The sequence below is a fragment of the Stenotrophomonas sp. WZN-1 genome (assembly GCF_002192255.1).
Classification (GTDB): Bacteria; Pseudomonadota; Gammaproteobacteria; order Xanthomonadales; family Xanthomonadaceae; genus Stenotrophomonas.
Window position 1 is genome coordinate 1,866,563 of record NZ_CP021768.1, and the last position, 25,334, is coordinate 1,891,896.

At 65.6% G+C, this 25,334-nt stretch carries 19 protein-coding genes and 1 pseudogene; 11 read left to right on the forward strand and 9 right to left on the reverse strand.

Translation table 11 applies throughout. The features are described from left to right. Positions 1–37 precede the first annotated feature (37 nt). Both CCR98_RS08895 and CCR98_RS08900 read left to right on the forward strand, forming a co-directional pair. A pseudogene (locus tag CCR98_RS08895) lies at positions 38–3,493 on the forward strand (efflux RND transporter permease subunit); the annotation flags it as partial. Beyond that, on the forward strand, positions 3,490–6,576 hold the full coding sequence (locus CCR98_RS08900) for an efflux RND transporter permease subunit (protein ID WP_087922301.1): 3,087 nt from the start codon (positions 3,490–3,492) through the stop codon (positions 6,574–6,576). The pseudogene CCR98_RS08895 and the gene CCR98_RS08900, both read left to right, overlap by 4 nt. Before the next feature lie 134 nt (positions 6,577–6,710). On the opposite strand, the gene CCR98_RS08905 is transcribed toward CCR98_RS08900, so the two are convergent. From CCR98_RS08905 to ykgO, 6 genes are all read right to left on the reverse strand, one after another. Then, on the reverse strand, positions 6,711–7,943 hold the full coding sequence (locus tag CCR98_RS08905) for a TraB/GumN family protein (protein ID WP_162292083.1): 1,233 nt from the start codon (positions 7,941–7,943) through the stop codon (positions 6,711–6,713). After that, positions 7,936–8,466: a GNAT family N-acetyltransferase gene (locus tag CCR98_RS08910; RefSeq protein WP_087922303.1), complete on the reverse strand. Its 531-nt coding sequence runs from the start codon at positions 8,464–8,466 to the stop codon at positions 7,936–7,938. Before CCR98_RS08910 ends, CCR98_RS08905 begins: the two co-directional genes overlap by 8 nt. Positions 8,467–8,480: 14 nt before the next feature. Next, positions 8,481–9,368, reverse strand: a complete 888-nt coding sequence (locus tag CCR98_RS08915) for a carbon-nitrogen hydrolase (protein ID WP_005409280.1) — start codon at positions 9,366–9,368, stop codon at positions 8,481–8,483. Between the two features lie 165 nt (positions 9,369–9,533). Further along, entirely contained in the window at positions 9,534–10,571 is a 1,038-nt protein-coding gene (locus tag CCR98_RS08920) for an agmatine deiminase family protein (protein WP_032130076.1), read from the reverse strand. 39 nt (positions 10,572–10,610) lie between these two features. Continuing rightward, complete coding sequence (locus tag CCR98_RS08925) at positions 10,611–10,910, reverse strand: hypothetical protein (RefSeq protein ID WP_232463118.1); 300 nt, start codon at positions 10,908–10,910, stop codon at positions 10,611–10,613. Between the two features lie 175 nt (positions 10,911–11,085). Then, positions 11,086–11,211, reverse strand: a complete 126-nt coding sequence (gene ykgO, locus CCR98_RS08930) for a type B 50S ribosomal protein L36 (protein ID WP_005409283.1) — start codon at positions 11,209–11,211, stop codon at positions 11,086–11,088. Between the two features lie 197 nt (positions 11,212–11,408). On the opposite strand from ykgO, the gene cmk reads away from it, so the two are divergent. The 8 genes from cmk to galU all read left to right on the forward strand — a co-directional run bounded on the left by cmk (position 11,409) and on the right by galU (position 19,695). Beyond that, on the forward strand, positions 11,409–12,086 hold the full coding sequence (cmk, locus tag CCR98_RS08935) for a (d)CMP kinase (RefSeq protein WP_087922305.1): 678 nt from the start codon (positions 11,409–11,411) through the stop codon (positions 12,084–12,086). Between the two features lie 198 nt (positions 12,087–12,284). After that, entirely contained in the window at positions 12,285–13,970 is a 1,686-nt protein-coding gene (gene rpsA / locus CCR98_RS08940) for a 30S ribosomal protein S1 (RefSeq protein WP_005416230.1), read from the forward strand. 87 nt (positions 13,971–14,057) lie between these two features. Then, the gene (locus CCR98_RS08945) at positions 14,058–14,363 is read left to right on the forward strand and encodes an integration host factor subunit beta (RefSeq protein WP_005409286.1); all 306 of its coding nucleotides are present in this window, start codon (positions 14,058–14,060) and stop codon (positions 14,361–14,363) included. Between the two features lie 77 nt (positions 14,364–14,440). Further along, positions 14,441–14,725: a LapA family protein gene (locus CCR98_RS08950; protein ID WP_049411484.1), complete on the forward strand. Its 285-nt coding sequence runs from the start codon at positions 14,441–14,443 to the stop codon at positions 14,723–14,725. A 6-nt stretch (positions 14,726–14,731) separates the two neighbouring features. Further along, the gene (gene lapB, locus CCR98_RS08955; RefSeq protein WP_005416232.1) at positions 14,732–15,910 is read left to right on the forward strand and encodes a lipopolysaccharide assembly protein LapB; all 1,179 of its coding nucleotides are present in this window, start codon (positions 14,732–14,734) and stop codon (positions 15,908–15,910) included. A 3-nt stretch (positions 15,911–15,913) separates the two neighbouring features. Continuing rightward, positions 15,914–16,903 carry a glycosyltransferase family 4 protein gene (locus CCR98_RS08960; protein WP_087922306.1) on the forward strand — a complete coding sequence of 330 codons (990 nt, stop codon included), beginning with the start codon at positions 15,914–15,916 and terminating at the stop codon, positions 16,901–16,903. A gap of 3 nt (positions 16,904–16,906) precedes the next feature. Beyond that, positions 16,907–18,820, forward strand: a complete 1,914-nt coding sequence (locus CCR98_RS08965; protein WP_087922307.1) for a nucleoside-diphosphate sugar epimerase/dehydratase — start codon at positions 16,907–16,909, stop codon at positions 18,818–18,820. Further along, entirely contained in the window at positions 18,817–19,695 is an 879-nt protein-coding gene (gene galU / locus CCR98_RS08970; RefSeq protein ID WP_087922308.1) for a UTP--glucose-1-phosphate uridylyltransferase GalU, read from the forward strand. The genes CCR98_RS08965 and galU overlap by 4 nt, the downstream gene beginning before the upstream one ends. 489 nt (positions 19,696–20,184) lie before the next feature. Here the strand turns inward: galU and CCR98_RS08975 are convergent, their stop codons facing one another. The 3 genes from CCR98_RS08975 to CCR98_RS08985 all read right to left on the reverse strand — a co-directional run bounded on the left by CCR98_RS08975 (position 20,185) and on the right by CCR98_RS08985 (position 24,558). Continuing rightward, positions 20,185–21,393: an acetyl-CoA C-acyltransferase gene (locus CCR98_RS08975; RefSeq protein WP_049436339.1), complete on the reverse strand. Its 1,209-nt coding sequence runs from the start codon at positions 21,391–21,393 to the stop codon at positions 20,185–20,187. Positions 21,394–21,492: 99 nt separating this feature from the next. Then, positions 21,493–23,865, reverse strand: coding sequence for a 3-hydroxyacyl-CoA dehydrogenase/enoyl-CoA hydratase family protein (locus CCR98_RS08980; RefSeq protein WP_087922309.1), 2,373 nt, complete (start codon positions 23,863–23,865; stop codon positions 21,493–21,495). 39 nt (positions 23,866–23,904) lie between these two features. Beyond that, positions 23,905–24,558: a TetR family transcriptional regulator gene (locus CCR98_RS08985; RefSeq protein ID WP_014646856.1), complete on the reverse strand. Its 654-nt coding sequence runs from the start codon at positions 24,556–24,558 to the stop codon at positions 23,905–23,907. A 345-nt stretch (positions 24,559–24,903) separates the two neighbouring features. Here CCR98_RS08985 and ndk point away from each other — a divergent pair, with 345 nt between their 5' ends. Beyond that, positions 24,904–25,329 (forward strand): nucleoside-diphosphate kinase, encoded by a 426-nt coding sequence (gene ndk, locus CCR98_RS08990; protein ID WP_005409295.1) that lies wholly within the window; start codon positions 24,904–24,906, stop codon positions 25,327–25,329. Positions 25,330–25,334: the final 5 nt, after the last annotated feature.

Here is a 25,334-nt window from a genome sequence, read left to right on the forward strand (position 1 = left end):
CTCGCCGGCGAGCGACGGCGCCGCCGCCGGCATGCGCGGCGGCCTGGTGGAATTCGCCACCCGCCGCCGCGTGACCATCGCCATGTGCACGGTCACGCTGCTGCTGTTCGGCCTGATCGCGCTCGGCAACCTCAAGGTCAACCTGCTGCCCGACCTGAGCTACCCGACGCTGACCGTGCGCACCGAATACACCGGTGCGGCGCCGACCGAAATCGAAACCCTGATCACCCAGCCGGTCGAAGAGGCGGTCGGCGTGGTCAAGAACCTGCGCAAGCTGAAGTCGGTCTCGCGCACCGGCCAGAGCGATGTGGTGCTGGAGTTCGCCTGGGGCACCAACATGGACCAGGCCAGCCTGGAAGTACGCGACAAGATGGAAGCGCTGAACCTGCCACTGGAGGCCAAGGCCCCGGTGCTGCTGCGCTTCAATCCATCCACCGAGCCGATCATGCGCCTGGTGCTGTCGAACAAGACAGCGCCGACCAGCGATGCCGATGCGGTCCGCGAGCTGACCGGCCTGCGCCGCTATGCCGATGAAGACCTCAAGAAGAAGCTGGAGCCGGTCACCGGCGTGGCAGCCGTCAAGGTGGGCGGTGGCCTGGAGGACGAGATCCAGGTCGACATCGACCAGCAGAAGCTGGCCCAGCTGAACCTGCCGATCGACACCGTCATCAAGCGCCTGAAGGACGAGAACATCAACATTTCCGGCGGTCGCCTGGAAGAGGGCTCGCAGCGCTTCCTGGTGCGTACCGTCAACCAGTTCGCCGACCTGGAGGAAATCCGCAACCTGCTGGTCACCACCCAGGCGTCGAACGGCAGCGCGGCCGACTCGGCGTTGCAGCAGATGTTCAACATCGCCGCGTCGACCGGTTCGGCGGCCGCCATCGCCGCGGCGTCGGCGGCACAGAGCGCATCGTCCGGTGGTGGCTCCAGCGTGGTTGCCAACGGCGTGCCGGTGCGCCTGAAGGACGTGGCCACCGTGCGCCAGGGCTACAAGGAGCGTGAAGCGATCATCCGCCTGGGCGGCAAGGAATCGGTCGAGCTGGCCATCTACAAGGAAGGCGACGCCAACACCGTGTCCACCGCCGGAGCGCTGCGCAAGCGCCTGGAGCAGATCAAGGGCACGTTCCCGTCCGATGTCGAGCTGACCACCATCGAGGACCAGTCGCGCTTCATCGAGCACGCCATCGCCGACGTCAAGAAGGATGCCGTGATCGGCGGCCTGCTGGCGATCCTGATCATCTTCCTGTTCCTGCGCGATGGCTGGAGCACGTTCGTGATCAGCCTGTCGCTGCCGGTCTCGATCATCGCCACGTTCTTCTTCATGGGCCAGCTCGGCCTGAGCTTGAACGTGATGTCGCTGGGTGGCCTGGCATTGGCCACCGGCCTGGTCGTGGATGACTCGATCGTGGTGCTGGAGAGCATCGCCAAGGCCCGCGAGCGTGGCCTGGGCATCCTGCAGGCGGCCATTGCCGGCACCCGCGAAGTGAGCATGGCCGTGGTCGCCTCGACCCTGACCACCATCGCGGTGTTCCTGCCGCTGGTGTTCGTCGACGGCATTGCCGGGCAGTTGTTCCGCGACCAGGCGCTGACCGTGGCAATCGCCATCGCGATCTCGCTGCTGGTGTCGATGACCCTGATCCCGATGTTGAGCTCGCTGAAGGGGCGGCCGCCGCTGGCGTTCCCGGAAGAGGCGCCGAACGCAGCGTGGCAGCCGCAGAAGCGCTGGCAGAAGCCGGTTGCACTGGGTCGCCGTGGTGTGGTCGCCAGCGTGCGCTGGAGCTTCTACGCGCTGGCCTGGCTGGTGGTGCGCCTATGGCGCGGCGTGGTGGCGCTGGTCGGCCCGGTGATGCGCAAGGCCAGTGACCTGGCGATGAAGCCCTATGCCGGTGCCGAGCGTGGCTACCTGCGGCTGCTGCCGAGTGCACTGGCGCATCCGGGTAAGGTACTGGGCGTTGCGGCGATCATCTTCGTGGCGACCATGGCGCTGGTGCCGATGCTCGGCGCGGACCTGATTCCGCAGCTGGCGCAGGACCGTTTCGAAATGACGGTGAAGCTGCCGGCCGGCACGCCACTCAAGCAGACCGATGCGCTGGTGCGCGAGCTGCAGCTGGCACACGGCAAGGGCGAAGGCGTGGCCTCGCTGTATGGCGTCAGTGGCAGCGGCACCCGCCTGGATGCCAGCCCGACCGAAAGCGGCGAGAACATCGGCAAGCTGACCGTGGTGATGGAAGGCGGTGGCGACGCGCGCACTGAAGCGGCGATCACCGAGCGCCTGCGCGGCACCATGAGCCAGCACCCGGGTGCCCAGGTCGACTTCGCACGGCCGGCGTTGTTCAGCTTCTCCACACCGCTGGAAATCGAACTGCGCGGGCAGGACATGGCGACCCTGGAAGTTGCGGGCCAGCGCCTGGCGGCCCTGCTGCGCGGCAATGCCCACTACGCCGACGTGAAGTCGACGGTGGAAGAAGGCTTCCCGGAAATCCAGATCCGCTTCGACCAGGAGCGCGCCGGTGCGCTGGGCCTGACCACCCGCCAGATCGCTGACGTGGTGGTGAAGAAGGTGCGCGGCGACGTCGCCACCCGCTACAGCTTCCGTGATCGCAAGATCGACGTGCTGGTGCGTGCCCAGGAAGGTGATCGCGCCAGCGTGGAGAGCATCCGCCGGCTGATCGTCAATCCGGGCAGCACCCGCCCGGTCACCCTGGACGCGGTGGCCGACGTGGTCGCCACTACTGGCCCCAGCGAGATCCATCGCGCCGACCAGACCCGCGTCGCCGTCGTGTCAGCCAACCTCCGCGACATCGACCTTGGCGCAGCCATGCGCGAAGTGCAGCAGATGGTGGCCGAGCAGCCGCTGGGTGCGGGCGTCGGCCTGCACATCGGCGGCCAGGGCGAAGAGCTGGCGCAGGCGGCGAAGTCGCTGATCTTCGCCTTCGGGTTGGCGATCTTCCTGGTCTACCTGGTGATGGCCTCGCAGTTCGAGTCGCTGCTGCACCCGTTCGTGATCCTGTTCACCATCCCGCTGGCGCTGGTCGGCGCGATCCTGGCGCTGATGCTGACCGGCAAGCCCATCTCGGTGGTGGTGTTCATCGGCCTGATCCTGCTGGTCGGCCTGGTCACCAAGAACGCGATCATCCTGATCGACAAGGTCAACCAGCTGCGCGAGGCCGGCGTGGCCAAGCATGAGGCGCTGGTGGAAGGCGCGCGCTCGCGCCTGCGGCCGATCATCATGACCACTCTGTGCACGCTGTTCGGCTTCCTGCCGCTTGCGGTGGCGATGGGTGAGGGTGCTGAGGTGCGCGCGCCGATGGCGATCACCGTGATCGGCGGCCTGCTGGTGTCGACCCTGTTGACGCTGCTGGTGATTCCGGTGGTGTACGACCTGATGGATCGTCGCGGCGACGCTTACTACCGTGAGCGCGGCCGCAAGCACGCCGGTGAAATCGAGCCGGGCGCAGCAGGCAGCGCGGTGGGGACGGAGGAGCCGGCATGAGTGTTGCCGAGTTCTCCATCCGCCGCCCGGTCACCACCATCATGTGCTTTGTGTCGCTGGTGGTGATCGGCCTGATCGCTTCGTTCCGGCTGCCGCTGGAGGCGCTGCCGGACATCTCCGCGCCGTTCCTGTTCGTGCAGATTCCGTACACCGGCTCGACCCCGGAAGAAGTGGAACGCACCATCATCCGCCCGGTCGAGGAATCGCTGGCGACGATGACCGGCATCAAGCGCATGCGCTCGTCGGCCACCTCCGAGGCGGCGCTGATCTACATCGAGTTCAGCGACTGGGACCGCGACATTGCGATTGCCGCGTCCGATGCGCGCGAGCGTATCGACGCGATCCGCAGCGACCTGCCCGACGACCTGCAACGCTACAACGTGTTCAAGTGGTCCAGCAGTGACCAGCCCGTGCTGAAGGTTCGCCTGGCCAGCACCACCGACCTGACCACCGCCTATGACATGCTCGACCGTGAGTTCAAGCGGCGCATCGAGCGCATCCCGGGTGTGGCAAGGGTCGACATCACCGGTGCGCCGCCGAACGAGGTCGAGATCGCCATCGATCCGAACCGGCTCAACGCGCATGGGTTGAGCATCAACGAGCTGAGCGAGCGCCTGCGCACGCTGAATTTCTCGATCTCGGCCGGGCAGATCGACGACAACGGCCAGCGCGTGCGCGTGCAGCCGGTGGGCGAGATCACCGACCTGCAGGAGATGCGCGACCTGGTGATCAACGCCAAGGGCCTGCGCCTGGGCGATATCGCCGATGTCCGCCTGAAGCCGGCGCGGATGAACTACGGGCGCCGCCTGGACGGCAACCCGGCGGTGGGCCTGGATATCTTCAAGGAGCGCAGTGCCAATCTGGTGGACGTTTCGCGTGCGGCGCTGGCCGAGGTCGAATCGATCCGCGCGCAGCCATCGATGCGCGACGTGCAGATCAAGGTGATCGACAACCAGGGCAAGGCGGTGACGTCCTCACTTCTGGAGCTGGCCGAGGCCGGTGCGGTTGGCCTGATCCTGTCGGTGACGGTGCTGTTCTTCTTCCTGCGCCATTGGCCGTCGACGCTGATGGTGACGCTGGCCATTCCGATCTGCTTCACCATCACCCTCGGCTTCATGTACTTCGTTGGGGTGACACTGAACATCCTGACCATGATGGGCCTGCTGCTGGCGGTGGGCATGCTGGTCGACAATGCCGTGGTGGTGGTGGAAAGCATCTACCAGGAGCGCGAGCGCATGCCGGGGCAGCCACGGCTGGCCTCGATCATCGGCACCCGCAACGTGGCCATTGCGCTCAGCGCCGGTACGCTGTGCCACTGCATCGTGTTCGTGCCGAACCTGTTTGGCGAGACCAACAACATCAGCATCTTCATGGCGCAGATCGCGATCACCATCTCGGTCTCGCTGCTGGCCTCGTGGCTGGTCGCGGTCAGCCTGATCCCGATGCTGTCCGCACGCATGGCCACGCCCAAGCTGGTGCACTCGCAGACAGGCCTGATTGCGCGCCTGCAGCGCCGCTATGCGCAGCTGCTGGACTGGTCGCTGCATCACCGCGGATGGAGCCTGCTCGGCATCCTGCTGGTGGTGCTGGTCAGCCTGGTACCGATGAAGCTGACCAAGATCGACATGTTCGGTGGTGAGGGCGGCAAGGACATCTTCATCGGCTACATGTGGAAGGGCGCCTACACCTACCGGCAGATGTCCGAGGAAGTGGCGCGGGTGGAGAACTGGATCGACCAGAACCGCGAACGCCTGCACGTGAAGCAGGTGTACTCCTGGTACAGCGAGCAGGAAGGCAGCTCCACGGTGGTCACCCTGGACGAAAAATACGCCAAGGACATCAAGGCGCTGCAGGAAGAGCTGCGCAAGGGCCTGCCGAAGTCGGCCCGCACCGACTACTTCGTCGGCAACCAGGGCGGCGATGGCGGTGGCGGCAGCAACCAGGGTGTGCAGGTGCAGCTGGTGGGAGATTCCAGCTCGATGCTGCAGGAGATCGGCCAGGAAGTGGTGCCGTTGCTGGCGCAGCGTGCCGAACTGCGTGACGTGCGCATCGACAACGGAGAGAAGGGCGGCGAGCTGAAGGTGCGTGTTGACCGCGAGCGTGCCGCAGCGTTCGGTTTCAATGCCGAGCAGGTGGCCAGTTTCGTCGGGCTGGCGCTGCGCGGTGCACCGATGCGCGAGTTCCGCCGCGGTGACAATGAAGTGCCGGTATGGGTGCGCTTCGCTGGCGCCGAGCAGAGCAGCCCGGAAGACCTCGCCGGTTTCAGCGTGCGCACCGGCGATGGCCGCAGCGTACCGCTGCTGAGCCTGGTCAGCGTGGACGTCGGTTCGTCGGCCACCCAGATCGGCCGCACCAACCGCCAGACCACCTTGACCATCAAGGCCAACCTGGCCGAGAAGGTCACCGCACCGGACGGGCGCAAGGCGATTGAAGCCGTGCTCAAGCCGATGAACTTCCCGGCCGGCTATGGTTTCACCTTCGACGGTGGCGACTACGGCAACGATGATGAGGCCATGCAGCAGATGGTGTTCAACCTGCTGATCGCGCTGGTGATGATCTACGTGGTGATGGCGGCGGTGTTCGAGTCGCTGCTGTTCCCGGCGGCGATCATGAGCGGCGTGCTGTTCTCGATCTTCGGCGTGTTCTGGCTGTTCTGGATCACCGGCACCTCGTTCGGGATCATGTCCTTCATTGGCATCCTGGTGCTGATGGGCGTGGTGGTGAACAACGGCATCGTGATGATCGAGCACATCAACAACCTGCGGCGCAGTGGCATGGGCCGCACCCAGGCGCTGGTGGAAGGCTCACGCGAACGCCTGCGCCCGATCATGATGACCATGGGCACGGCGATCCTGGCGATGGTGCCGATCTCGCTGACCGACACGCAGATGTTCGGCAATGGCCCGGAGTATTCGCCGATGGCGCGCGCAATCGCGGGTGGCCTGGCGTTCTCGACGGTGGTCAGCCTGCTGTTCCTGCCGACGATCTACGCGGTGCTCGATGACCTGCGCACCGCCGTAACTCGGCTGATCCGCCGTGCGCGCGGCCTGGAGATGGTAGAGCCGGGCGCTGCCCGGCTGTAATGCGCGACAACGTGTTGTGGTGTGGGGGAGGCCGGTCGTAGTGGGGCGGCCTCCCCCTTTTTTTCGGGCATCGCCCGGCACCACCCATCACCGCATCTCGGTAGCGCCGGGCCATGCCCGGCGGGGTGTTGCAATCAACCGGCCACCTTGCCCCACACCTTGAAGGTGGTCAGCCACAGGCCGAGCATGCTACCGATGTTGGTCAGCATGAAGGTCAGCACCACGCGGGTGACCCGGTTGCGGTACCAGCCCTTCAGGCTCTGCGCATCATCGCGAAGCTTCAGGAAGTCCTCATACGCTGGCTTGCGCAGCCGCGCTTCCACCAGCGCCGAGAATGCGCCGGTCGGGATGCTCAGGCGGAACGGTTTGAACGGGGCCACAGCGATCGCGGTGAGGATGCTCAGCGGGTGGCCGCCGGCCAGCAGGCAGCCCAGGCCCGCCAGGCCGCCGGTGTACATCGCCCAGGTCGCCAGCAGCTCGGTGCCCACGCCCAGGCCGCCGCGGTAGAAGCCCACGCCGATGCCGGTCGCCACGATCGCCAGGATGCCGAGCGTGAACCACGGAATGTTGCGCTTCTTCGGCACCGCCTCCAGCTCGGCACGCAGCGGTGCCGGCGCCTCGGTGTCGGTTTCCAGGTAGCGGGCCAGCCCGGCCAGGTGGCCGGCGCCGACCACCGCCAGCACTTCGCGCTGCTGCAGGTCGTGTTCTTCGCGCAGGCGGGTGGCCATGTAACGGTCACGCTCGCCGATGATGGTCTCGTACAGCGCCGGGCTCTCGCTGGCGAACTCGCCGAAGCTCGATTCCAGCATGTCGCCCTGCTTGAGCTTCTCGATCTCGTTCTCGCCCACTTCCTCGGACGAGAACAGGCCGGCGCCAAGCCCGGCGACCAGCTTCAGCTTGCCGAAGAACCCCAGCCGCTGCGAGGCGCGGCGGAAGGTCAGGCCGACCTCGCGGTCGATCAGGTGCACGGGCAGGTTGCGTTCGCGTGCCAGTTCCACCGCACGCTTCAGTTCGGCACCCGGCTCGATGTCGAGCTGTTCGGCCAGGCGGCGCTGGTAGGCGGACAGAGCGAGGTTGGCAGCGAACAGGGCGACGCGGCCCTTGCGGATCACCTCGACCAGGTCGAGCTTGGCCAGCGTATCCGGGTCGCTCAGTGCCTGCAGGCGCTGCGGGTCCAGTTCGACGGCCACCGCATCGAAGCGGCCGCTGTCGATGGCCTTTTCCACTGCCTCGACGCTCGCGCGTGAGACGTGGGCGGTGCCCAGCAGGGTATAACGCACGCCGTCGCGTTCGACGACGCGCACCGGCTGGCCGGCGAACAGGTCGTCGCCGGTCTCGGGAAGGGTTTCAGTCATGGATTCATTCATTGGAAGGTGCGGTGTCGGCGCCATCGCCGAGCGCGCGCTGCATCTGCACGGTATCCAGCCAGCGGCCGTGCTTGCGGCCAAGGCCACGGAACACGCCCACCAGCTCGAAGCCGAAGCGTTCGTGCAGCTTGATTGACGCGGTGTTGGTCGGTTCACCGATCACCGCCACCATCTGCCGGTAGCCACGCACCACGCAGGCGTCGATGAGAGCCTGCAGCAGGCCGGTGCCGACGCCCTGGCCCTGGAAGCGGGCATCGACGTAGACCGAGTTTTCCACGGTCCACTGGTAGGCGACGCGGGTGCGGTAAGTATTGGCGTAGGCATAGCCGGCGACCTGGCCGTCGATCTCGGCGACCAGGTAGGGGAAGCCGCGATCGATGATGTCGCGCATGCGGCGCAGCATCTCGGTCGCATCCGGGATGTCGTACTCGTAGGTGTTGACGAAGTCGGTCACTTCCACCGCATAGATCGCGGTGATCGCGTCGATGTCGGCCGGGCCGGCATCACGGATGAGGACGGCCATGCGCGGGCTCCGGCTCAGTCGATGTAGCGCTTGAGCAGGTCGCCGTAGGCATCGATGCGGCGATCACGCAGGAACGGCCAGATGCGGCGCACGTGCTCGCTGCGCTGCAGGTCGACGTCGCACAGCAGCACGGTGGCGTCGGTGCCGGCCTCGGCCAGGAATTCGCCCTGCGGGCCCAGCACGTGGCTGTTGCCCCAGAACTGGATGCCCGAAGCACCCAGCGGCGAGGCTTCGTGGCCGACGCGGTTGCAGCTCAGCACCGGCAGGCCATTGGCCACGGCGTGGCCGCGGTGGCTCAGCACCCAGGCGTCGCGCTGGCGGGTCTTCTCGTCCTGCACATCGTCCGGGTCCCAGCCGATCGCGGTCGGGTACAGCAGCAGCTCGGCGCCGGCCAGCGCCATCAGGCGGGCCGCTTCCGGATACCACTGGTCCCAGCACACCAGCACGCCGAGGCGACCCACCGAGGTATCGATCGGCTTGAAGCCGATGTCACCCGGGGTGAAGTAGAACTTCTCGTAGAAGCCCGGGTCGTCCGGGATGTGCATCTTGCGGTACTTGCCGAGCAGCGTGCCGTCTTTCTCGAACACCACCGCGGTGTTGTGGTACAGGCCGGCAGCGCGGCGCTCGAACAGCGAGCCGACCAGCACCACGCCATGCTTCTTCGCCAGCGCGCCCAGGCGCTCGGTGCTCGGGCCTGGAATCGGCTCGGCCAGGTCGAACTCATCGACCGACTCGTGCTGGCAGAAATACGGGCCGTTATGCAGTTCCTGCAGCAGCACCAGCTTGGCACCCTGCGCAGCCGCCTCGGCCACGCGTGCTTCAATCACCGCCAGGTTGGCGGCGGCATCACCGTGGTTGCGCTCCTGGATCAGGGCGACGGTAAGGGGGCTGCGCGAGTTCATGCGGGGCGTTCCTGCGGGGGAAAACCTGCATGTTAGCGCGGATGGACGGCGGCGGCGTGTCGCGCGCTGAATGGGTGCACGCAACCGGTAGCGCCGGGGCCATGCCCGGCGGATTTTCCAGATGCCGCTGCGCTCGCCGGGCATGGCCCGGCGCTACCGCGCGATTTACGCCTTCAACAGCCCTGCCGGCAGCTGCATGGTGATGCAGTGCAGGCTGCCGTTCTGCCAGATCAGCGAGCGGCAGGGCACCTGCACGATCTCGCGGCCTGGGTGCGCCTGGGCCAGTACATCGCGGGCCAGGTCGTCGGCCGGATCGCCATAGGCCGGCATCAGCACGGCGCCATTGACGATCAGGTAGTTGGCGTACGACGCAGCCAGGCGGCGGCCTTCGTCGATCACTGGCTGTGCCCACGGCAGCGGGAACAGGCGGTACGGCTGGCCATCCTTGGTGCGCAGCGCGGCCAGCTCATTGCCCATCGCCTGCAGTTCGGCATAGTGCGAGTCGCTCTCGTCGTCGCAGGCCTGGTAGACGATGCTGTCGGCCGAAGCGAAGCGGGCGAGGGTATCGATGTGGGCGTCGGTGTCGTCGCCTTCCAGGTAGCCGTGGTCCAGCCACAGCACGCGGTCCTGCTGCAGCCAGTCGGCCAGGTCGGCGCTCAGGCTGGCGCGGTCGCGGTCCGGGTGGCGCTCGTGCAGGCACTTCCAGGTGGTCAGCAGGGTGCCTTCGCCATCGGTCTCGATGCCACCGCCTTCCAGCGCGAACGGAATGCTGCGCACCGGTGCGTCGTTGAACACGCCGGCCTGGTCGAGCACGCCCACCAGCTGGTCATCCAGCGTGGCGTCGAACTTGCCACCCCAGCCGGTGAAGCGGAAATCCAGCAGCTGGAAACCGCCGTCGGCACGGCGCAGGGTGATCGGGCCGGAGTCGCGCAGCCAGGTATCGTCGTAGGCCGCCGTGGTGAAGTGGACCTTGTCCATGTCGATGCGGTTGGAGCGCAGCCGCATCTCGGCATAGGTCTCCACATCGTCGTCGGCCACGCAGATCAGCACCGGCTGGAAGCGGGTGATGGCCGCGACCAGGGCGATGTAGGTCTCTTCCACCTGGCCCAGGCGGTCGGCCCAGTCGGTGTCGGCGGTGGGCCAGGCAATCAGGACGCCGCTCTGGGCTTCCCACTCGGCAGGAAAACGAAGGGTCTGGTTCATGGTCTCGCTACACAGGCCCGCCGACGGCGGGTAATGGGATCAACGGATCGGCGGTTTCGGGCCGATTTCGTTCGGGTCCGCCTGGTTGGCCACCACGTTGATCACCTTCTGCTTCTCGAAGTAGACGGTGAACTGCGGGTACACCCAGCGGTTGATGGTCGGCCACTGCCGCTTCTGCCCGCCACGCGGCTGCAGCTGCTCGTTGGGCGCGCCGAACTGCGCCTGCACCTGCTGCATGGTCTGGCCACGCACGGGCACGGCGCCGGCCGGCTTCTCGCGGGCACGATCAACAAGCAGGGTATCGGCCAGCGCCGGTGTGGCGGAGGCCAGGGTGGCCATCACGGCCAGGGCGGACAGGTAACGCTTCATCTCGATCTACTCCCCAGTGGTCAAGAAAGGCGATTACAGCAAAAACGGCAGGAAAAAGCCGCATAAACAAAAAACCGCCCGAAGGCGGTTTCTTGCATCGGGTCGGCCCCGCGTAGGGCCAGCCGCAGCCGGAAGGCTGTGAGGCTTAGCGCTGACGCGCCTTGAAACGCGGGTTCGACTTGCAGATGACGAAGATCTTGCCACGACGACGCACGACCTTGCAGTCACGGTGACGGGCCTTCGCCGACTTCAGGGAGGACAGGACTTTCATGGCATACCTCGGCGTAAACAGTAGTTGTTCGGGTGGAGCGTGGCCGCGATATGCGAAAGACAATCGGCAGTTGACGCTCGTTCAAGCCCGCCATTCTACCGGGCTTTTCCTCGTGGTTTCAAGTGGTTGCACAAAAGATCCCGCTGGGGGCGTCTGGCAGGGGCTAGAATGGCCTCTTCACACGCTCTGGGACCCCCATGAATCCACTCGCTCCCGTCCTGACCATCGACGGCCCATCCGGGGCCGGCAAGGGTACCATCAGCCGCATCATCGCGCGCAGGATGGGCTGGCATTACCTGGATTCGGGCGCGCTGTACCGGGCGGTGGGCGTGGCCGCAAGCTGGGCTGACATCGATACCTCCGACGCCTCGGCGCTGGTCCGTTGCACCTTCGACACCCACGTTCAGTTTGTCGAGCAGGGCGATGCCATGCGGGTCATGGTCAACGGCACCGATGCCACCGACGAGCTGCGCCTGGAGACCACCGGTGCGCTGGCCTCGGCCATTGCCGCCATTCCGGAGGTCCGGGCTGCCCTGAAGGAGCGCCAGCGCGCATTCAGGGAGCTGCCGGGGCTGGTTGCTGATGGCCGCGACATGGGTACGGTGATCTTCCCGAACGCCTCCTACAAGGTCTTCCTGACCGCCAGTGCCGAGGAGCGCGCCGAGCGCCGGCATAAGCAGTTGAAAGACAAGGGGGTTTCTGTTAACTTTGATGACCTCCTGCGCGAGATCATGGCCCGCGACGCCCGTGATGCTCAGCGTACCGTGGCGCCCCTGAAGCCGGCAGACGATGCTGTCCTCATCGACACCACAGGCATCGGCATCGATGATGTCGTTGCCCGAGTGATGGATCTGCTTCCGGTTCCGGCTGCCTGATCCGTTCGCGCAGGAGCACTGCCAGCAGCATCGGCGGTGGTCGCGCATAGCAGTGCTGTACCAGCTCCGTCGCGCAATGATGCGTGGCGGTTTTCCTACTACACACGACCTGCGTTTCCGGGGTCGACCAACAGGCGGGCGGTCGCCATTCCCCTGAAGGGGACGCCACCGACCCATGTGTCCAACAGAGTAAATCTAATGACCGAATCATTTGCCGAACTGTTTGAAGCCAGCCAGGCCAACCTGGCCAAGCTGAAGCCGGGCGCCATCGTCAGCGGTACCGTTGTTGAAGTCCGCGGCGACGTCGTGGTGATCAACGCTGGCCTGAAGTCCGAAGGCATCGTGCCGATCGAACAGTTCCGTAACGACGCTGGCGAAATCGACGTCGCCGAAGGCGACATCGTCAAGGTCGCCCTCGACTCGATCGAGAACGGCTTCGGCGAAACCGTCCTGTCGCGCGAGAAGGCCAAGCGCGCGATGGTGTGGGACGAGCTGGAAGAAGCGTTGGAAAAGAACGAAACCATCACCGGCCGCATCAGCGGCAAGGTCAAGGGTGGTTTCACCGTGGACATCAAGGATGTCCGCGCCTTCCTGCCGGGTTCCCTGGTCGATGTGCGCCCGGTGCGCGATCCGGCCTACCTGGAAGGCAAGGAGCTCGAGTTCAAGCTCATCAAGCTGGACCGCAAGCGTAACAACGTCGTGGTCTCGCGCCGCGCTGTCGTCGAAAGCGAGCACTCGGAAGAGCGCGAGCAGCTGATGGACAAGCTGCAGGAAGGCGCGATCCTGAAGGGTGTCGTCAAGAACCTGACCGATTACGGCGCATTCGTGGACCTGGGCGGTATCGACGGCCTGCTGCACATCACCGACATGGCGTGGAAGCGCGTGCGTCACCCGTCGGAAGTCGTGAACGTCGGCGACGAGCTGGACGTCCGCGTGCTGAAGTTCGACCGCGAGCGCAACCGCGTTTCGCTGGGCCTGAAGCAGCTGGGCGAGGATCCGTGGGACAACATCGGCCGTCGTTACCCGGCCAACAGCCGCGTCTTCGGCAAGGTCTCCAACGTCACCGATTACGGCGCGTTCGTTGAGATCGAGCCGGGCGTCGAAGGCCTGGTGCACGTCTCCGAGATGGATTGGACCAACAAGAACGTCAACCCGTCCAAGGTTGTCCAGGTTGGTGATGAAGTCGAAGTGATGGTGCTGGACGTTGATGAAGAGCGTCGCCGTATCTCGCTGGGCATGAAGCAGGTTGCCGCCAATCCGTGGGAAACCTTCGCTGCCACCCACAAGAAGGGTGACAAGGTGTCGGGCCAGATCAAGTCGATCACCGACTTCGGCATCTTCATCGGCCTGGACGGCGGCATCGACGGCCTGGTCCACCTGTCCGACATCAGCTGGAACACCACCGGCGAAGACGTCGTTCGCAACTTCAAGAAGGGCGATACCCTGGACGCCGTGGTCCTGGCTGTCGATCCGGAGCGCGAGCGCATCTCCCTGGGCGTGAAGCAGCTGGAGCAGGATCCGTTCGGCCAGTACATGGCTGCCAATCCGAAGGGCTCCAAGGTCGAAGGCGTGGTGAAGGAAGTCGACGCCAAGGGCGCGATCATCGAGCTGGCTGACGGCATCGAAGGTTACGTTTCGGCCCGCGACATCGCCAACGAGCGCGTTGACGACGCCACCCAGCACCTGAAGGTCGGCGACAAGGTCGAAGCCAAGTTCGTGGGCATGGACCGCAAGGGCCGTACCCTGCAGCTGTCGATCAAGGCCAAGGATGACGCGGAAATGCGCGAAGTGCTGGAGGAATACCAGTCCTCTTCGGCTTCCAGCGGCACCACCCAGCTGGGCGCGCTGCTGCGTGCACAGCTGAACGGCAACAAGTCCGAGTAATCGGCCTTACGCTGTTCGTTGTTTCCTGGACGGCCCGGGCATTGCCCGGGCCGTTTCAGGCTGAGATGCCCCTGATGTGAGCCGGTAATGACCAAATCCGAACTGATCGAAATCCTTGCGCGCCGCCAGGCGCACCTGAAGGCCGATGATGTCGATCTGGCGGTGAAGTCGTTGCTGGAAATGATGGGCGGATCGCTGTCCGCCGGGGATCGCATCGAAATCCGTGGTTTTGGCAGCTTCTCGCTGCACTATCGTCCGCCGCGCCTGGGCCGCAACCCGAAGACCGGCGAATCGGTTGCCCTGCCGGGCAAGCATGTCCCCCATTTCAAGCCGGGCAAGGAACTGCGCGAGCGGGTCAGCAGTGTGCTGCCGCTGGACGCCGATCCGGCCTGAGCCTGCCGTCGCGCCACCGCGTGCGAATCCAGCCGCGAGTCGGATAAGCTACGGACTCCTGCCACTGGAGCTGTCGCATGAAGGTTTTTCGTCTGCTGGTCCTGCTGGCGGTACTCATTCTTGGGTTGATCATCGGTGCCATGAACATGGACGAGATGACCATCAACCTTGTTTTCACCCAACTGAAGACCTCGGTCGGCGTGGCAATCATTGCCGCATTGCTGATCGGTGTCATCGTCGGTGCTGGCCTGGTGCTGGTGAGCGTGGTCATTCCGCTCTACGGCCAGCTGCGCCGCGCCAACAAGTCCGCTGTCGCTTCACCGGCACCGGTTGCTTCCCCGCAATCTTTTGATGGACGTTGATCGAAGATGGATTTCGTCACCGAGTGGTTCTGGTTCTTCCTGTTCGTTCCGCTGGCCGCCCTGGCCGGGTGGGTGATCGGACGGCGTGGTGGTCAACGCCACGGTGACAGCCAGGTCAGCCGCCTGTCGAGCACCTATTTCCGTGGCCTGAACTACCTGCTCAACGAGCAGCCGGACAAGGCCATCGAGCTGTTCCTGCACATCGCCGAGCTGGACAAGGAAACCTTCGAGACCCAGGTCGCGCTGGGCCACCTGTTCCGCCGCCGTGGCGAAGTCGACCGCGCCATCCGCCTGCATCAGGGGCTGGTCAATCGCCATGACCTGAGTGACGCGCAGCGCGTGCAGGCCTTGCTGGCGCTGGGCGAGGACTACATGAAGTCCGGCCTGCTGGACCGTGCCGAGACCGTGTTCACCGAGCTGGCACAGCTGGATCAGCGTGCACCGCAGGCACTCAAGCACCTGATCGGCATCTACCAGGCCGAGCGCGACTGGGAAAAGGCGATCGACAACGCCACCCGTTTCGAGGACGTCACCGGCGAGCCGATGGGCAAGCTGATCGGGCAGTTCGAGTGCGAACTGGCTGAGCGGTTCCGTGGAGCCGGCAAGCTGGAAGAGGCGAGGGCGGCCATCGCCCGCGCCTATCAGGCCGATGCGATGTCGGTGCGCGCTGGCATCATCGAAGGCCGGCTGGAAACCGATGCGGGCAATCCGGAAGCCGCCGTCCGTGCCTTCGAGCGTGCTGCACGCAACGACCCCGAATACCTGCCCGAACTGCTGCCCGCGTTGATGCAGAACTATCGCAAGGTCGGCGATCTGGCGGGCGCGCGCGCGTTCCTGTCGGAGATGACCGAGCATTACCGTGGCATCGCCCCGGTATTGGCGCTGACCCGGCTGATGGAAGAGCAGGAGGGCGTGGCTCCAGCCCGTGCCTACCTCGGTCGCCAGCTCAAGGATCGCCCGTCGGTACGTGGCGAATCCGCGCTGATCGACCTGACCCTCGCCGAGGGAGCCGATTCCACCGCCACCCTGCATGACCTCAAGCACATCACCGACCAGTTGCTGGTGCGCAACCCGGCTTATCGCTGCACGCGCTGCGGCTTCGGCGCGCGTACCCACCACTGGCAGTGCCCGAGCTGCAAGGAGTGGGGAACGGTCAAGCCGCTGCTGAACTACGCGGTGCTCTGATCCATGCCCTGGCTTGTGATGGGCGCGCTGCTGGGGCTCGCCCTGCTGAGTGCGGTGCTGACCTGGGCTGCACGCGGCTACGCGCTGCGCCAGCAGTTGATGGACCAGCCCGGCGAACGCCGCAGCCATAGCGTCGCTACCCCGCGCGGTGGCGGCATCGCCATCGTCATCAGCCTGCTGGTGACTGCAGCCGTGGCCATCTGGGCCTGGCCCGAAAGCACGCCGACAGTGCTGGTGGCCAGCCTTGGGCTGGTGCTGGTGGCCGGTATCGGCTGGTGGGATGACCACAGGCCCCTGCCGGCGATGCGTCGCCTGCTGGTGCATTTCATTGCCGCGGCGCTGCTGGCCGGCCTGGTCAAGGTGAATGGTGGCAGCTGGCTGTTGGCGGTGCTGGTGCTGCTGTTCACCGCCTCGCTGATCAACATCTGGAACTTCATGGACGGCATCAATGGCATTGCCGCCAGCCAGGCCGTCGTGGCGATGCTGGGCTTGGCGCCGGTACTGCCGTGGCCGTATTCGCTGGCTGCCGTGGCCCTGGGCCTGGCCTGCCTTGGATTCCTGCCGTTCAACTTCCCCCGGGCCCGGATTTTCATGGGCGATGTCGGAAGCGGCGCGCTGGGGTATGCGGTCGCCGCCGTGCTGGCGCTCGCCAGCGTGCGGACCGATATCAACTGGATCCTGCTGCTGGTGCCGGTTTCGCCGTTCCTCGTGGACGCGGGCTTCACACTGCTGGCGCGCATCATTTCCGGACAACGCTGGATGGAACCCCATACCCAGCACGTCTACCAGCGCGCGGTGCAGGCAGGAGCCAGTCACCCCCAGGTGACAGGGATGTACTTTGCTTTGGGCCTGTTCAGTATTACAGTGTTCAATGTCTGCTCCAATTTGCAGCCGAGGTGGGAGGCTGCCGTGGCGATCACGTGGTTCATCGCGTTGAGCGTCCTCTGGCTCCTCCTGCGCAATGGAATGCGCCACCGAAAAGGAACTACCTGACTTATGGCTTCACCCTGGCGGGACAGAATCCTCGGCCTGATGCCGCGTTCGGCCATCGTCTGCCACGACCTCTTCATGGTCTGGGCATGCTGGCAGTTGCTCCATGCAGGGCGTTACTCGATCCTGCCCAACGCCCCGGCGCTGCCGCTGTGGAACGTCGATACCACCCTGGTCCTGCTGCTGCAGGGCCTGGTGTTCTGGCGCGTGGGCCTGTACCGCGGCCTGTGGCGCTTCGCCAGCGTCAGCGACCTGTTGAACATCTTCAAGGCCAGCTTCATCGGCATGGTGGCCATCGTCCTGGTGCTGATGTGGAAGCGCTTCGACGGCGTACCGATGTCGGTGCTGGTGATCTATCCGTTCGCATTGTCGGCATTGCTGGGCGCGCCGCGACTGCTGTACCGCGCCTGGAAGGACTACCAGGCACTGCAGTCCGATTCCAGCGCCCGCCGCGTGCTGATCCTCGGCGCCGGCCAGGCTGCCGAAACCCTGGTGCGCGACCTGCGCCGTTCCGGCAACTTCGAGCCGGTCGGCCTGCTCGACGATGCACCGCACCTGCGTGGTGCCAAGCTGCAGGGCCTGCCGATCCTCGGCACCCTGGATGACGCGCCGACCGTGGTCCGCGAGACCGCTGCCAAGCTGCTGGTCATTGCCATGCCGTCGCTGGATGCCGCAGGCATGCAGCGCGTCGTCGCGATCTGTGAAAGCACCGGCGTGCCGTTCCGTACCGTGCCCAAGCTCAGTGACATCCTGCAGGGCCAGTCGCTGCCGGGCCAGTTGAAGGAAGTGGCGATCGAGGACCTGCTGGGCCGCAAGCCGATCATGCCGGACTGGAACCTGATCCGCGGCTGGCTGGGCGGGCGCACCGTGATGGTCACCGGCGCCGGTGGTTCGATCGGCTCGGAGCTGTGTCGCCAGTGCGCGCGGCATGGCGCCGGTCGCATCATCCTGCTGGAGATCAGTGAACTGCTGTTGCTGACCATCGAAGGCGAGCTGCGCCGCAGCTTCCCCGATGTCGAGATTGAAGCGGTGCTCGGCGATTGTGGTGACCCGGCGGTGATCCGCCACGCGCTGTCGCTGCATCCGGTCGATACCGCTTTCCACGCCGCTGCCTACAAGCATGTACCAGTGCTGGAGCGCCAGCTGCGCGAAGCGGTGCGCAACAACATCCTGGCGACCGAAAACGTGGCCCGCGCCTGCCTGGAGGCGCGCGTGGAGCATTTCGTGTTCATCTCCACCGACAAGGCGGTCGATCCGGTCAATGCGCTGGGCGCCAGCAAGCGCTACGCCGAGATGATCTGCCAGAGCCTGGACCAGAAGTCCACGCATACCCGTTTTGTCACGGTACGCTTCGGCAACGTGCTGGCGTCGGCCGGCAGCGTGGTGCCGCTGTTCCGCGAGCAGATCCTGCGTGGCGGGCCGGTCACTGTCACCGACCCGGAAGTCAGCCGTTACTTCATGACCATCCCCGAGGCCTGCCAGCTGATCCTGCAGGCGGCCGCCTCGGCGTCGCACGGTGCGATCTACACCCTCGACATGGGGGAGCCGGTGCCAATCCGCGTGTTGGCCGAACAGATGATCCGCCTGACCGGCAAGCAGCCGTACAAGGACATCCAGATCATCTATACCGGCCTGCGTCCGGGCGAGAAGCTGCACGAGACGCTGTTCTATTCGGACGAAGACTACAGCTCGACCGCGCACCCGAAGATTCTCGAGGCCGGCGTGCGTGCGTTCTCGCGGGATCTGGTGCTGGGCAACGTCCCACGCCTGCGTGAGGCGATTGCCAGCTACGACACCGCCAGCATCCAGGAAATCCTGTTTGCGACGATGCCGGAATTCTCGCCAATCGAACAGGATGCTTACATTTCATCCGCTAAAGTCGTGCCTTTTCCGGCACGTGAGGCCAACAGGCACCAATGAGCAAGCGAATCCGCAAAGCAGTTTTCCCGGTGGCAGGGCTGGGGACGCGTTTCTTGCCAGCAACCAAGACTGTGCCGAAGGAGATGCTGCCGATCATTGATCGGCCGCTGATCCAGTACGCCGTGGATGAGGCGATCGAGGCCGGCTGCGATACGCTGGTGTTCATTACCAACCGTTACAAGCACGCGGTCGCTGACTATTTCGACAAGGCCTACGAGCTGGAGCAGAAGCTCGAGCGCGCTGGCAAGCAGGAGCAGTTGGAGCTGATCCGCCACGTGCTGCCCAATGGCGTGCGCGCGATCTTCGTGACCCAGGCCGAGGCACTGGGCCTGGGGCATGCCGTGCTGTGTGCCAAGGCAGTGATCGGCGACGAGCCGTTCGCCGTGCTGCTGCCAGACGACCTGATCTGGAATCGGGGTGCGGGCGCGCTGAAGCAGATGGCCGACCTCAACGAAGCCAGTGGCGCAAGCGTGATCGCCGTTGAAGACGTGCCGCACGACAAGACTGCCAGCTACGGCATCGTTGCCACTGATGCGTTCGACGGCCGCAAGGGTCGCATTTCGCAGATCGTCGAGAAGCCGAAGCCGGAGGACGCGCCGAGCGACCTGGCGGTGGTCGGCCGCTATGTGTTGAGCCCGAAGATCTTCGAGCTGCTGGAGCAGACCGGTAGTGGTGCTGGTGGCGAGATCCAGCTGACCGATGCGATCGCGCAGCTGCTGAAGATCGAAGAGGTCGATGCCTACCGCTTCGAGGGCACCCGCTTCGACTGCGGCACGCATCTGGGGCTGGTGGAGGCGACGATCCGCTTCGCGCTGGACAACCCGAAGCTGGCTGGCCCGGCGCGGGAGAAGCTGGCGGCGATGTTGGCGGAATAAGGTTTATCAAGCGCACCGTCAGCGCCTTCCTGCCAAAGTGGGGGAGGCGCGGGCAGTCCGCTGCAGGACACGCCGTAAACCCATCCCTGGGGGCTCGATGGCGCCATCCATGGCGCCAACGGTCCTGCAGCGGCCTGCCCACGCCTCTCGACAGTTTCCTGCGGGCGCGGACGGAAGGGCGGAATCAAGGGCAAGAGCAAAAGCAAAAAAGGCAGCCGATGGCTGCCTTTTTTGTTTCCGCGAACGTCGAGTCGGGGTCGGATCCCTTTGCGTAGCAAAGGGCTCTGACCCCAGCTCTTGATCCTGCCTTTGCTCACCCCTCCGCCGCGGGGAGGCTGGAAGGGCCGGGTCGGCAGGGCTGCCCGGGACCGTTGGCGCCATGGATGGCGCCATCGAGCCCCCAGGGACGGGTTCACGGCGTGTCCCGGGCAGTCTCACCCACCCGGGCTATGCAGTACGCCGACATCCCGACCGGCAGCGCCTTGAACCTTACAGCGCCTCGAAAATACCCGCCGCGCCCATGCCGGTGCCGATGCACATGGTCACCATGCCGTACTTCTGCTGGCGACGACGCAGGCCGTGCAGCAGGGTCGCGGTACGGATCGCGCCGGTCGCACCCAGCGGATGGCCCAGAGCAATGGCGCCGCCCAGCGGGTTGACCTTGCCCGGGTCCAGGCCGCAATCGCGGATCACCGCCAGCGACTGCGCGGCGAAGGCTTCGTTGAGCTCGATCCAGTCCAGCTGGTCCTGGGTCAGGCCGGCCTGCTTCAGTGCCTTCGGGATCGCGGCGATCGGGCCGATGCCCATCACTTCCGGGCGCACGCCGGCCACCGAGAAGCTGACGAAACGAGCGAGCGGGGTCAGGCCGTAGTCCTTGATTGCCTGCTCCGAGGCCAGCAGCACGGCGCCGGCGCCATCGCTCATCTGCGACGAGTTGCCGGCGGTGACGGTGCCGCCGAACTGGCCGTTGCGGAACACCGGGCGCAGCTTGGCCAGGCCTTCGGCCGAGGAATCCGGGCGCGGGCCTTCGTCGGTGTCGGCGATCTTGTTGCGGGTGATGATGCGCTGGCCGTCGGCCAGGTCCGGCAGGTGCGAGACGATCTCGTACGGGCTGATCTCGTCCTTGAATTCACCGTTCTGGATTGCGGCCATGGCCTTCTGGTGCGAGGCCAGGGCGAAGGCGTCCTGGTCTTCGCGCGAGACCTTCCACTCTTCAGCCACCTTCTCGGCGGTGATGCCCATGCCGTAGGCGATGGCGACGTGGTCGTTGTCGAACACGCTAGGCGCCATCGCGATCTTGTTGCCCATCATCGGCACCATCGACATCGACTCGGTGCCGCCGGCCAGCATCAGGTCGGCGTTGCCCAGGCGGATCGCGTCGGCGGCCTGCGCCACGGCCTGCAGGCCGGAAGAGCAGAAGCGGTTGACGGTCTGCGCCGCGATGGTGTTCGGCAGGCCGGCCAGCAGCACGCCGATGCGCGCCACGTTCATGCCCTGCTCGGCTTCCGGCATGGCACAGCCGATGATCGCGTCATCGATGCGGTTGACGTCCACGCCCGGGGCCTGGGCGACGACGCTGCGCAGTACGTGCGCAAGCATGTCGTCGGGGCGGGTATTGCGGAACATGCCCTTGGGCGCCTTGCCAACCGGGGTACGGGTGGCGGCGACGATGTAGGCGTCCTGGATTTGCTTGGTCATTGCGGTGATCTCTCGAATTTTTTAGCCGGAGTGCCGACCAACCGTCGGCACCCACCAGAGGCAGAGGAGTGCCGACCAGGGGTCGGCACCCGCCATCAATCAGTTACGCAGCGGCTTGCCGGTCTTCAGCATGTGCGCGATGCGGGCCTGGGTCTTTTCCTGCTGGGCCAGTTCGACGAAGTGCTTGCGCTCCAGGGTCAGCAGCCACTCTTCGTCGACCAGGGTGCCGCGGTCGACCTTGCCACCGCACAGCACGGTGGCGATGCGCTCGGCGATCTCGTAGTCGTACGGGCTGATGAAGCGGCCTTCCAGCATGTTGACCAGCATCATCTTGAAGGTGGCGATGCCGACGTCACCGGCGACCTGGATGCGGCGTGCCGGCAGCGGCGGGCGGTAACCGGCTTCGGCCAGCGCACGGGCTTCGGCCTTGGCGATGTGCAGGGCCTCGTAACTGTTGAACACCACCTTGTCGGTGCTGCGCAGCAGGCCCAGTTCCTTGGCGTTGACCGCCGAGTTGGACACCTTGGCCATTGCCACGGTTTCGAAGGTCTTCTTCAGTTCGGCGAACACGTCACCGCCCGGGCCCGCGGCCTGCGAGGCGCGCACGGCCAGTTCCTTCAGGCCACCACCGGCCGGCAGCAGGCCGACGCCGGCCTCGACCAGGCCGATATAGCTTTCCAGGAAGGCCACGGTCTTCGCGCTGTGCATCTGGAACTCGCAGCCGCCACCCAGGGCCAGGCCGCGCACGGCAGCCACCACCGGCACCAGCGAGTACTTGATGCGCTGGCTGGTGCGCTGGAAGTTGGCGACCATTTCTTCGAACTGGTCGACCTTGCCGGCCTGCAGCAGGCCCAGTGCACCGGCCAGATCGGCACCGGCGGAGAAGGGTTCCTTCTGCTGCCAGATCACCAGGCCCTGGAAGTCCTTCTCGGCGCGGCTGACGCATTCCTGCAGGCCGTCCAGCACCTGGTCGGACACGGTGTTCATCTTGGTCTTGAAGCTGACCACGGCGATGCCATCACCGTCGTGCCACATGCGCAGGCCGTCGTTCTCGAACACGGTCTCGCCCGGCGCGAACTTCTCGCCCAGCAGCGGATCCGGGAAACGCTGGCGCTGATACACCGGCAGCGACGAGCGCGGCAGCTTGGCGTTGCGCGACGGGCTGTAGCTGCCTTCGGCGGCATGCACGCCGTCGCGGCCATCGAACACCCAGTCCGGCAGCGGGGCGTTGCTCATGCTCTTGCCGGCCACGATGTCATCGGCGATCCACTGCGCGACCTGCTTCCAGCCGGCGGCCTGCCAGGTTTCGAACGGGCCCAACGACCAGCCGTAGCCCCAGCGGATGGCCAGGTCGACGTCGCGCGCGGTCTCGGCGATGTCGGCCAGGTGGTAGGCGCTGTAGTGGAACAGATCGCGGAAGGTCGCCCACAGGAACTGCGCCTGCGGGTGCTGGCTCTCGCGCAGCTTCGCAAACTTCTCGGCCGGGTTTTTGATCTTCAGGATCTCGACCACTTCAGGCGCGGCAGCGCGGTCGGCCGGACGGTAGTCCTGCTTTTCCAGGTCCAGCACCACGATGTCCTTGCCGACCTTGCGGAAGATGCCGGCACCGGTCTTCTGGCCCAGTGCGCCCTTGGAAATCAGCGCGTCCAGCCACTTCGGCGACTTGAAGAACTCGTGCCATGGGTCGTTCGGCAGGGTGTCGCCCATGGTCTTGATGACGTGGGCCATGGTGTCCAGGCCGACCACGTCGGAGGTGCGGTAGGTGGCCGACTTCGGGCGGCCGACCAGCGGGCCGGTCAGGCCGTCCACTTCATCGAAGCCCAGGCCGAACTGCTGGGTGTGGTGGATGGTCGACAGGATCGAGAACACGCCGATGCGGTTGCCGATGAAATTCGGGGTGTCCTTGGCATACACCACGCCCTTGCCCAGGGTCGTGACCAGGAATTCTTCCAGGCCTTCCAGCACGGCGGCGTCGGTGGTGGTGGCCGGGATCAGCTCGGCCAGGTGCATGTAGCGCGGCGGGTTGAAGAAGTGCACGCCGCAGAAGCGGTGGCGCAGCTGCTCGGGCAGCACGTCGGCCAGCTTGTTGATGCCCAGGCCCGAGGTGTTGGAGGCCAGCACGGCGTGGTCGGCCACGAACGGCGCGATCTTCTTGTACAGGTCCTGCTTCCAGTCCATGCGCTCGGCGATGGCCTCGATGATCAGGTCGCAGTCCTTCAGCTGCTCCAGGCCGGACTCGTAGTTGGCCGGGGTGATGGCTTCAGCCAGCAACTTGCTGGCCAGCGGCGCGGGGCTCAGCTTGCCCAGGTTGGCGATCGCCTTCAGCACGATGCCGTCGGCCGGGCCTTCCTTGGCGGGCAGGTCGAACAGCACGGTGTCGACGCCAGCGTTGGTGAGGTGGGCAGCGATCTGGGCACCCATGACGCCGGCACCCAGCACGGCGGCGCGGCGGACTAGCAGGGAATTGGACATGGTGTAGGGCCTTTGTTGGTCAGCAGTTACTGGGTGGAATCAAAGGGAAGCGGGCAGGGCGCTGGCGCGAGCGGCGGCGCGGAACCCGGCTTCGGCGAAATGGATCAGTTCGTGGGCGGCATGGGCACGATGCGCCGCTTCGGTGACACCGGCGGGACGCTTGATCAGCCCGAAGTCGGCCATGGCGTAGGTGAGCGAGCCGGCCAGGAAGTCCAGGCGCCAGTACAGCTCTTCCTTGCTCAGGTCGGGCACGCACTCGCCGATGGCCTTGCCGAACGCGCGCAGCACGTGGCCGTAGTGGTCGGACAGGAACTTGCGCAGGTTGTCGTTCTTCTCGGCGTAGGCGCGGGCGATCACGCGCACGAAGGCGCCGCCGTTCTGGCGGTCCTGGGCCAGCGCCAGTGCCGGCTCGACGAAGGCGGCCAGCACCGGGCGCAACTGCCCGGGGTGTTCGCTGCGGGCGCGTTCGAGCTGCGACAGGCGGGCGCCGGTCATCTCGTCCATGCGGCGGCGGAACACCTCGTTGACCAGGTTTTCCTTGGAGCCGAAGTGGTAGTTGACCGCAGCGATGTTGACGTCGGCCTGGCTGGTCACCTGGCGCAGCGAGGTGCCGGCGAAGCCGTGCTGTGCGAACAGCTCCTCGGCCGCGCCGAGGATGCGGTCCTTGGTCGAGAAGTGGGCGGGTTTGGCCATCGGCGGGCGGACCTTAATCAAACGATTGTTTGATACTAGGACCAGACGGTACCGTATGGCATTTTGCAGTGCAGCAAAAATGGACCGGACGGTCAGAATCCGCTCAGGTGGGTGAATGGGGCAGGCCTGAACCTGTAGAGCCGAGCCCACGCTCGGCTGCTCTTCGGCCAAAAGGCCAGCCGAGCATGGGCTCGGCTCTACAGGAGAGGCGGTGACCCTCTACCACCACGCCGCGATATCTTTTACAATCCGCGCACGTTTATCAGGCTAAGCCCGCGTTTCGACGCGGCTTTTTTTTTGTTACCCTTCGGGCCATCAGCGGCCCGATTCCATTGGAGACATCCCATGGCGCTGGAGCGCACCCTTTCGATCATCAAGCCGGACGCCGTTGCCAAGAACGTCATCGGCGAAATCTACGCCCGCTTCGAGAAGGCCGGCCTGAAGGTCGTGGCCGCCAAGTACAAGCAGCTGTCGCGCCGTGAAGCCGAAGGCTTCTACGCCGTGCACCGCGAGCGTCCGTTCTTCAACGCGCTGGTCGAGTTCATGATCTCCGGCCCGGTGATGATCCAGGCCCTGGAAGGCGAGAACGCCGTCCTGGCCCACCGCGACCTGCTGGGCGCCACCAACCCGAAGGAAGCCGCGCCGGGCACCATCCGCGCCGACTTCGCCGAATCCATCGATGCCAACGCCGCCCACGGCTCGGACTCGGTCGAGAATGCCGCGATTGAAATCGCCTACTTCTTCGCCGCCACCGAAGTCGTTTCGCGCTGAGAGTA